This window comes from Roseiarcus sp. (assembly GCF_052145395.1).
Lineage (GTDB): Bacteria > Pseudomonadota > Alphaproteobacteria > Rhizobiales > Beijerinckiaceae > Roseiarcus.
The window spans coordinates 1-5,467 of record NZ_JBKQOT010000808.1; the positions used below are offsets into that span (position 1 = coordinate 1).

4 protein-coding genes are annotated in these 5,467 nt (G+C 67.7%); 1 reads left to right on the top strand and 3 read right to left on the bottom strand.

The window, feature by feature from the left end:
* From ACLP25_RS27785 to ACLP25_RS27795, 3 genes are all read right to left on the bottom strand, one after another.
* Positions 1 to 66 (bottom strand): hypothetical protein (locus ACLP25_RS27785; RefSeq protein WP_442472334.1); only part of this gene is annotated, 66 nt, incomplete at its 3' end.
* A gap of 249 nt (positions 67 to 315) precedes the next feature.
* Positions 316 to 1,434 (bottom strand): hypothetical protein, encoded by a 1,119-nt coding sequence (locus ACLP25_RS27790; protein WP_442472331.1) that lies wholly within the window; start codon positions 1,432 to 1,434, stop codon positions 316 to 318.
* Positions 1,431 to 4,139, bottom strand: a complete 2,709-nt coding sequence (locus ACLP25_RS27795) for a DEAD/DEAH box helicase (protein ID WP_442472332.1) — start codon at positions 4,137 to 4,139, stop codon at positions 1,431 to 1,433. Before ACLP25_RS27795 ends, ACLP25_RS27790 begins: the two co-directional genes overlap by 4 nt.
* Before the next feature lie 934 nt (positions 4,140 to 5,073).
* Between ACLP25_RS27795 and ACLP25_RS27800 the strand changes: the two genes are divergently transcribed.
* On the top strand, positions 5,074 to 5,467 hold a 394-nt coding region (locus ACLP25_RS27800), incomplete at its 3' end, for a hypothetical protein (RefSeq protein WP_442472333.1).

Sequence of the window (5,467 nt, forward strand, 5' to 3'; positions counted from 1 at the left end):
GACGTCGTCGATATAGCCGATGTCGCCGTTGTAGACCTCCTTGTCGTAGTCATTCTCGATCTGCATGACCTTGTCGCTCGGGGCAAAGGCCCAGCCGAAGCAGCCGGCGATTCAGAATGCATTTGCAGCCGATCATCGGTGCTCGCGCCGCTCCCCGCAATGCCGTGCATTCGGCTCTGCGGCTTTACCCCGGCACAAGCTATCCGTTCAACGGGTTGCGATGACGATCGGACGATCGTCAAGTGGACCCCACGCCGCTCAACAACCGCATCGACCTCGGGCGCGCGGCTCTCGACACTGCGGGTTCATTGACCGTCACGCTCCCATCCTGCGCGCCCGTGCGCCGATCCACTTGGCCGCTCGCGTGCGACCCGGTTGTGCAGTCGTGGCGTGACGCCCCTTGCGCTGAGGGTGGGCGTCGCCTTCGACGACCGTCTCCGCCTTCGGCCCGGCAGCGCAAATGCGTTCGACTGAAGGCTTGTCAGAAGGCGATTTTGCTTTCCTTGACGTTCGAGCGCTGCTCGTCGCAACGGGTTGCGTCGCGCGCGGCGACTTTCGATCCGCCGGGGGCTCGCCTGACGCCGCCACAGCCGTCTGTCTTTTTGTCCTCGTCTTTGCCTTCGCCGGCGAGGCCGCCTGCGCCGGTTTCGCACGCGACTTTGCCTTGTCGGCGACAGCCTCAGCGCCATCAGCCGTAACGAGATCCCGCTTCGCCGTCGCCGGCTCGGCCATGTCGAGACCGAACAGAGCCGCAACATCGTCGTCAGCGAGTACGCGGTCGCTCGCAGCGGGCGTCGCGGTCAGCGGCAGATCGGCGCCGACGATCGAGACCATGTCCTCCCGGTTGACGCCGCGAAGCGTGAACAAGAGGTCCGGTTGAGAGTCGAGCCGCGCGCCGACCCCGTAAAGCGTCGCCGCCACGTGCTTGCACATGCCCGCCCAGTCGGGGCAGGAGCAGGACATCTTGATTTCGCGCGGCGCCGGGAACAGCCCGTCGGCCTCTCGGCAGACGCGCTCCATGACGTACTTCGACAGCTTGCCTTGCAGGAGCTCGACGAGGGTGCCGACGGAGCCGGCGCAGTCGGCGCAAATGGCCTTCCAGCGCGCCGGCGCCGCCACCGCGATGTCGATCTTGACCTTGTAGATTTCTGAGCCGCTGACCAGCGCCTCGACCTTGCCGCGCTCGATCTGGAGGTCGATCACGGAGCCGTTGTTGACGTAGGTTCGCCCACGCGGCAGGCGGTTGGCGAAGTCCGAATAGCGCTCAAGGTTGTCGCACCACGCCTTGCCCCAGAAGCTCCTGGCGATCTTGCGACCCTCGACGATGACCGGCGAGACCGCGCGGCCTTTTTTTGTGAGCTTCGCGATTTCCTTTGCCGCCTGCGCGCGCCGCGCCGCGACCGGCACGTACGGCCGGAAACCCCAGTAGTTCATGGCGCCCCTCCTTCCTGGGTCGCGGCGGCAAGGTCGAGCTTGACCAGCGCCATCAGCTCGGCGTCGGCGAGTTCAGTCAGGTTGATCTCGCCCCCGCCAGCGAGCAGGTCCTCGGCCATCTTGCGCTTGGACTCGATCAGTTCATCGATTCGCTCTTCAATTGTGCCACGGCAAACGAATTTGTGCACCAGGACATTGCGCTTCTGTCCGATGCGGAAGGCGCGGTCGGTCGCCTGGTTCTCAACCGCCGGGTTCCACCAGCGGTCGAAATGCACCACATGCGAGGCCGCCGTCAGATTGAGGCCCGAGCCGCCGGCCTTGAGCGAAAGGACGAAGAACGGGATGGTCTCGTCGTCCTGGAACGCCTTCACCAGCGCCCTGCGCTTGCCCACCGCCGTCTCGCCGCTGAGCGCCAGGCCCGGGCGGCCGAACGCGCCGGCAAGCAGGTCGCCAAGCGGCTCGACGGCCTCCTTGAACTGGGTAAAGACCAGCATCTTCTCCTGCCGGCTGGCGACAGTCGCGGCGATCTCGGTCAGGCGCGCGAACTTGCCGCTGTCCCCGCTCGTCCACGCGGCCCCGCCGCCAAGGCCGTGCTGTGCGTGATTGCAGATCTGCTTCAATCGCATCAGCGTCGCCAGCACCAGCCCGCGCCGCCCCATGTCCTCGCTCGATTCCTTCAGCCGCTCCTCGAAGGCGGACACCGTCGACTGGTACAGCGCCGCCTGTCTGCGGCTGAGGGCGCAATACGCCTTGACCTCCGTCTTGTCGGGCAGGTCGGCGATGACGCTGCGGTCGGTCTTCAGGCGGCGCAGGATGTAGGGGGCGACCAGCTTGCGCAGCGGCGCATAGGACGGCGGCCTGCGGTCGGCGAGGCTCTTGGCGAAGGCGGCGAAGGCCTTAGACGAGCCAAGCAGCCCCGGATTGAGAAAATCGAAGATCGACCATAGATCGCGAAGATTGTTCTCGACCGGCGTGCCGGTGAGCGCGATCCGGCTCTCGGCGTCGAGCGCCTTGACGGCGCGGGTCTGCCTCGCGTCGGGGTTCTTGATCGCCTGCGCCTCGTCGACGACGGCGAGCCGCCACCGGGTCTTGCCGAGCCAGTCGAGCCGCAGAAGGGACGAGTAGCTCGTCACGACGAGATCGGTCGCGGCGATATCCTGGGCGGAGGGCGACCGCAGCCGTTCGGCGGGGACGAAAGCGGGATGGGCGACGAACACGTTGAGTGACGGCGCGAAACGCTCGGCCTCGGCCGCCCAGTTGGCGAGAAGCGAAGCCGGCGCGACGATCAGGCTCGGCCGCCGCTCGCTGCCGCGGCCGGTGACCGTCAGCAGCAGGGCCAGCACCTGGATGGTCTTGCCGAGCCCCATGTCGTCGGCAAGGCAGGCGCCCAAGCCTAGGCGCGCAAGAAAGCCGAGCCAGCGCAGGCCGACGTCCTGGTAGGGCCTGAGTGTCGCCTTCAGCGCCTCGCCCGGATGGACGGCTGCGAGCGTCTCCGGGCTCCGGCAGGCGGCGAGCGCCTCGGCGAGCCACGGGCCGGCGGTCACCTGTCCCCAGGAGGCCTCCGCCGCCTGAGTCGCCTCGCTCGCGCCGACATCGGCGCCCGCCAGGAGCCGCATCGCCTGACCGAACGACACGCCCTGCTTCAGCGCGAGGCGCTGGATCTCGGCGTAGCGGTCGAGGGTCGCTTTCAGCCGCGCCGCATCGACCTCGACCCATTGGCCGCGCAGCAGCGCCAGACCGTCGGTCGCGGCGAGCAGGCTCGCGATCTCCTCGGGCGTCAGCGGCGCGCCGTCGAGGCTCACGTCGACCTGCAAATCGAGTAGTTGCGCCGCGCCGACCTGCGAGGGCGCGTTCGAACCGACAGTCGCCGCGACCGCCGGTCGGCTCGGCCGCCCGCCCCGCCAGGAGGCCGGCATGCGCACGACAACGCCCGCCTGCTCCAGCCGCTCGACGTCCGATAACAGGCTCATCGCCTCGCGAGGGGTCCAGCGCAGCGGATGGAAGATTTCGCCGGAATCGACGATCGCCTTCAGCCAGGCGCAGCTTTCGCCCGCCCGGCTCACCGGTTCGAGGAGCTTCAGGAGTTCGCTGTTCGCGCCGGCCCCGGCGTATTCCCGTAGGGCGGCGCCGAGCGGGGCGTGCCTCAGCGCGCCGTGCGCGGCGAGCGAGGAGGCGTAGGTCGCCAGAAAGGCGAACGGCCGCTCGGCATCCTTGCGGTTCTCGGCGAGGTTGAGATGCACCCGGCCGACCTGCCGCCAGCGGCTGTCGCGCGAGGCAAGGAATGCGCCGACCGACAGGCCGCTTTCGCTGCGCTCCATCTCGAACGCCTGCGCGAGCGCCTCCCACAGCGCCGCAAGACGGCCGGGGTCGAGATACTCGCCGCCGCGCATCGGCGGCGCTTCCTCGACGAGCGTCTTCAGCGCTTCCTCGGCCGGCGCCGCGGGACGGGCCGCCTCGGCGACGCCTTCGCCTTTGGCGCAGGCCGCAACGAAACGCATGGCGAAGGCCCGCCAGAACCCGAGGTCCGGCGGCAGACGGCTTCCTGCTTCGGCGAGGCCGAGTTGCAGCAGGCCATGCCCATCGCCCTTGCGGAACGCCGCCTCTAGCCGCTCCGCCACACTTGCGTCGAGCGCAATGTCGTCCTCAGCCGCTTCGAGGCGCAGGGCGCCGTGAGGCGTCAGGAGGCAGGCGAGAGAATGGGGCATCGGAACGACCGAATTCGGACGAGTCGGGCGCTCGATTTAGCATGGCTGACGACCCTCCATCACTGTGTCTGACGACATCAGCTCACCAGGTCGTAGTGGTCCTGGCGCGACGCGACGGCGAGCCGCACTCCGTGGCCAAATCGGACCATTGCCCCATCGGACGGCGACGCAAAAACCTCCCTCGCGCCCCAACCATCCTTTGGCGATAGCGGCGCTCTCCCCGCTCGCCGCCGATCCCGCACGAGTCAAGGACCTCCTGAACCGCTGATCCGAATGACCGGCGAGGCGAACTCGGGTGAACCCCGTCGGAGAGTTCGGGGATAAGCTCGCCGGCGCTGGATGGGAATCCCACGCGTTCAGACGCGACGAAGCCCTTCGACTGTCGGGCCTTGTCGAGGTGGTCCAGATCAGGCGATGTCATTGTAGTCGAGGCCAAAGAGGTCATCCCCGCAGCTCCAACAAGTTTGCGCACCGACTTGCGTACCCAAACTGCGAACCCAGGGCATTTGAAGGCAGATCGCAGCGAGCGATACGAATTTGACCATCGTCCCCGGCGGAATCAGTTCGGTCTCGCCGCGATAGGTCGCCTTTTGCGGGCGCTCGACGCGAGCCAGCGGTCGCACAAGGCGCCGTTCAACCGGATTGCCGGTATCAAAGCAAAGAACCCCCGCGGATGGCGACGTCAGCGGCGACGCAACGGCTCTACGATACCCCCTGTGTCACGCGTTTCCCGTAGCGCTCGCCGCCTGCCGCTCCGGGGCCCACACAGTGTCTCCGTTTGCATGGAAGCGAACGTGCCGCGGCGCCGTTGACGGCCGGGATCCGTCGCTAGGCGCGCACCGAGCATCATTGTCCGACATCAAATGGACTTCGACGCCGCCGTCGCCCTGCTGAACGATGCGGTTTTCGCGCGCCGTTCGCGTACACTTGCCCAATGCGAATCGTTACGTACCGCGACCTCCGCCCTGGCCGCTTCGCCAAACCGCTCGAACGACTGCGCGCGGCCCTCGCCCGCGGCGACTTCGCCGCCGCCGGGCTCAAGAAACTCGCCCCCACGCCCTATTGGCGCGCCAAGCTCAGCGACGAGGCGCGCCTCCTGATGCAATTTGCCCCGTACGACGGCGAAACCGTCTGCCTGTTCTTGGAGGTGATCCCCGACCACGCCTACGAAAAGTCCCGTTTCCTGCGGGGCGCGCCGGTCGATCGCGACAAGATCGAGGCCGGCCCGGACGATCTGACGCCCCAGCCCGAGCCGAGCGCGCGCCTGGGCTGGGAGCTCAAGTGGTTGCCGCCGGAGGCGGTGGAATTCGATCTCATCGACAAGCCGA